Annotated in this window: 4 protein-coding genes; 1 reads left to right on the top strand and 3 read right to left on the bottom strand. The window is 58.9% G+C overall.

Features of this window, described 5'->3' with window-relative positions:
- The coding region (locus GPA21_RS19520; RefSeq protein WP_211163718.1) for a hypothetical protein at nucleotides 1-1,048 on the top strand (1,048 nt) is incomplete at its 5' end.
- A gap of 234 nt (nucleotides 1,049-1,282) precedes the next feature.
- Here the strand turns inward: GPA21_RS19520 and GPA21_RS19515 are convergent.
- The 3 genes from GPA21_RS19515 to GPA21_RS19505 form a co-directional block, all read right to left on the bottom strand.
- A complete protein-coding gene (locus tag GPA21_RS19515) occupies nucleotides 1,283-1,876 on the bottom strand; it encodes a hypothetical protein (protein ID WP_168989739.1) in 594 nt (197 codons plus the stop codon).
- Between the two features lies 1 nt (nucleotide 1,877).
- Complete coding sequence (locus tag GPA21_RS19510; RefSeq protein ID WP_168954120.1) at nucleotides 1,878-2,930, bottom strand: hypothetical protein; 1,053 nt, start codon at nucleotides 2,928-2,930, stop codon at nucleotides 1,878-1,880.
- Between the two features lie 452 nt (nucleotides 2,931-3,382).
- Nucleotides 3,383-3,748 carry a DUF3085 domain-containing protein gene (locus GPA21_RS19505; protein WP_168989738.1) on the bottom strand — a complete coding sequence of 122 codons (366 nt, stop codon included), beginning with the start codon at nucleotides 3,746-3,748 and terminating at the stop codon, nucleotides 3,383-3,385.
- Nucleotides 3,749-3,777: the final 29 nt, after the last annotated feature.

Below are 3,777 nucleotides of genomic sequence, written 5' to 3'. Positions count from 1 at the left end.
CGCTTGGATGCTGGTCTCTCACGCAGCTAGGCGCTTGTGGGCGGCAACGTCACCGGTGCGTCGGTCTGAACTGCCGACTGATCCGAATGCGGTGAGCGACATGCGCGAGTATGTACCGTTCTTAGCGAAGGAGACGCTGGTTGCGGCCGTGCACGAAGCCACTGGCATCCCGGTCGCAAGAGCGCAGGCCATCATCGAGTTTCTGACTTTCCGTGGCAAGGGGGGGCAAGAATTCTGGACGCAGCCACTGGTGTCCACTGGAGATCCGTCAAAGCTCTATCCCGTGTTCGGAGCCGTCGCAGCACCTCCGAATTTGCGGTTCGCACTTGAGCGCTGGATGGCACAGCTCAAGGTGAAGCTCAATGAGCGAGGCCCCGCGTTTGAGGAGTACCTGCGCGCCAGTCTTATTGAGGCGGTCGAGACGTCGCCGATGCTGTCCCAAGTAGCGAAGGTCATCCCCCGCGACTACACGTTCAGGTGCGCCGACAAGTCCTTCGTCCAGATTGACGCGGTCTTCTGCGTCGGATCACAAGTTTTCGTGGTGGAAGTAAAGTGCATCCTAGAGCCGACCGAGTCCACTTCTATCGGTACGCATCGCGTGGCCATCGAACAGGCGGTGGAACAAGCGAAGACGCGCGTGAAACTGATCGATGAGCACCGAGACGAGTTCATCGAGGATATGAAGCAGTTTGGCTGGCGCCTTCCGCCGGAGTTTCATGTCTATCCACTGGTTGCGGTGAGCACTGTCGCGCACGTAGGTGTTTCGTGGGACGGCGTACCCGTCGTAGACGAACTCGTTCTTAGTAGGTTCTTCGCCGGCAGCTACGAGCGTGTCGGCTTGAACCCCGGCGACTTCAAAGTCGTGCAGCGTACTTATCATCCCTTTTACACGGACGCAGCGGAGGCGGAGGCCAACGCAGCTCTCTATTTCGAGCAACCACCCCAACTGCAGCAGTACAGCGAGGGCCTGCAACTGCGGAAGATGCCGATGTACGCGGTGTCGGAGGACGACTGGGGCGGCTTGGTGGCCGATTTCGTGCAGGGCTAGTAGCCCGAGGGGTGAGCAGTACAAGATGTGCGCCTGAAAGTCCGCAATCAGCTGCGGATTGAACCGGACAGTAAACTATTCCCCATGTCTGACAGCTTCCGGGCGGTAGAGGACGACCAACCCCATCCGCCCGAACGACCGCGCCGGCCGACGATAGGTCGTCGGCCGGAGCAGCCAGTTACGGATGCGACAGCAAACCGCTGGAAAACACAACGATCCGGAGCCCCCCGCCTGTCACTGAACCAGGCCCGATTTCGGATCAAATACCTTGTTGTAATGCTCCAGGTCCGAATTCGGATCGATCTTGTCACCTTGCGACTTTCGAAGTGTTTGTACTAGGTCAGTGCGCTCTTTCTCGTCGCGCAGTTGCTGAGCCACCTTCAGCTTGAAATCTTCAGCCTCATCGATCCAGAAGTGCGTGAGGGCGAGGAGGTACAGGGCGAAGAAGAACCCGGCAACCCAGCTCACGGCCACCAGATAGCCAAAGGGGGTGTCTGCCGTGACACCGACAGCGAAGCCGAGCAGAAAGACTGCAAGCAGGTAAAGGGAAGCCAGCCAAAACCGCAGCGTTCGCTTCCGAACGATGGTAACGAGATTGGCTCGCTGAATATCGGTTAACCCATCCATCCCGCACAGATCGCGGAATTTAGAGATTGCGAGAGCGACTGGTGCTAGAGCCACGCTGCATACCCAGGTCAGCTTTCCGCTCCACTCCGCGAGGGTTTTTGCGCCCAGCACTTCGACCAGCCAGATTGCCACAAAGGCGAAGATCGGTGCCAGGATCACTGGCACCGAAATCTTGAAGTAGATCGACTTGTGAAACGCCATCTCATGCCGGGACTGCGCCAGTGGACGCAATCAGCGAGGCATTCAACGGTACTTGCTCGGTCAGCGGCCCCTTCTCATCCTTGAGGAAATCGCCTTCGGCCAATCCCAGCAACCAGCTGTGCATTTCATCAAAGAGCTCAGGCATATCAACGTGGCCATTGTGGCAGGCGACGAGAATGGGCTTTGAGAGCTTCAGGTCGTCACCTTTCAGCGTGCCTAGGCCAGGAACTTGTACCGAGATATCGTCGCCATCGACATTGCGCAGTGCCCGCGCAATGTCGTTGATAACCTTCTGCCCCTCTTGAGTGGTGGTGCGTTGGTAGGTCACCTCCAAGGACACTTGGAGATTTCCGTCCAAGGCGTCGTCTAACTTCAATCTCTCAAACTCCTTGATGCCGATAGCGGCCTTCAGGATGTCCACTGCCCGGCCGACCGGCGTAAGCCGCAGCTTTTTCTCCTTCTTGACCTCAGTTGGACTGGGAGGGGTATCGGGAACCGTTTCGTGAGCCATGGCAGATACATAGCTAACCTTCTTGACCGGCCTGGACGCCAGCTGGTCGGTGGTGACCCTGGGTGGATGATCCACCAATTCGAGGCGATTGTGCGTACCCAGTACCCCGCAGGCGGACAGGAACCAGTTCAAGTACAGCTCCAACTGCTTGCCCTTCAGGCCGCTGGACTGCATCAGGACGACGTGGTTCCCCCTGACGCCGAAGTACAAGATGGAATCGAGGAACTCTGTCTGCTTCTTGTTCGGCAGCTCGGGCGGCGCCACCTGCGCAACCGGGAAGGCCGTCAGGTTGCCGTCCACCGTCAGGAAAAGCTTGTTGGTACCGTGCTCATAGGTGATTAAATTCCCGCAGAGCAGGCCGCGGCGGTTGGTAGTGTGGTTGATCAACCGGCAGTCCCCCGCCGTCGTCAATTTCTCGATCCGATTGGCGACCAGGCTGTTGACCTTGAGGGCCGCCGACAGTAGATCCTCCAGCGTGCGGGTGGGGGTCAGGAATTGCGCCCTGCGATAGTGGAGCGTCTTCGGCTTGTTATCGGTCGCCATTGTCAGCCTTCGATGTGTATGAGCTGACGGTAATGATACCTAGCATTACGCGGTCGTCCTACATCGCGCCACTGCCAGAACTACAGCAAATCCCGCGTGTAGTCCTTCCGTGTAGGGGCGGGAAAGTGAGTTCGTCGATGGCGGAAGCATATGTTCGACGGTCCGAGCCGCCGCCGACAGCAATCGGCCACGTTGCTGACGTAGGTCGGGAAGTGCTCCAACGGCCACAAGGGCCGAGTTGCCCGCGTAGATCGGACGGCAGGTGTCAAAGCCAAGCGGCTTCTCGATCGACCGATTCGCGAAGGCGTCGACGGGCAGCAGTTGCCCGCATCTCGCCCGAGGGGACACATAGGCTGGGCGCACCACTTTGGGTGCTGGGGACGATCAGGGAGCGGTTATTCAACTACTGGTATTGAAACGCCCCCGGAGCGGGGGCAGGGAATGTGGGACCGTCAGTTGCTGATCGGCGGTGGGACCACGGCCTGCAATGACAGGTGTGTCACGGTCGCGGACACTTCGAGGTCGTTCGCGTTGTGCAGGATGAGTGCAAAGACACCGTCGCGCGGATCGAAGAACTCGCCGAAGTCGTCACCGCCAAACTCGGCGTGCGCTAGCTCCGACCAGCCATCGAATGTATCGACATCCGGATTGCAGCCGACGGCGTAGGCGATGAGCTTCTGGCGCCCATCGGGCCCACGCTCGCCGCGCTCGGCCAGGAAATACACGCCCTGATCCTTGACCAGGACGATACGACATTGGTTGACCACCGCTTCGAGGAGCACAGGCCGCAGGTCGGTACCTTTGAATCGAACAGACATGGATGGGATCTCCGGGGAAAGGATTGAAG

It is taken from the genome of Azoarcus taiwanensis (genome assembly GCF_012910885.1).
In the GTDB taxonomy this organism is placed as follows: Bacteria; Pseudomonadota; Gammaproteobacteria; order Burkholderiales; family Rhodocyclaceae; genus Azoarcus_F; species Azoarcus_F taiwanensis.
Note: the sequence above shows the minus strand (reverse complement) of the source record. Positions and strands in the feature narration are given on the sequence as shown.

Excerpts from the sequence above, each read along its gene's own strand:
- GPA21_RS19515 (WP_168989739.1), bottom strand. The coding sequence starts at position 1,876 with ATGGCGTTTCACAAGTCGATCTACTTCAAGATTTCGGTGCCAGTGATC.
- GPA21_RS19510 (WP_168954120.1), bottom strand. The coding sequence starts at position 2,930 with ATGGCGACCGATAACAAGCCGAAGACGCTCCACTATCGCAGGGCGCAA.
- GPA21_RS19505 (WP_168989738.1), bottom strand. The coding sequence starts at position 3,748 with ATGTCTGTTCGATTCAAAGGTACCGACCTGCGGCCTGTGCTCCTCGAA.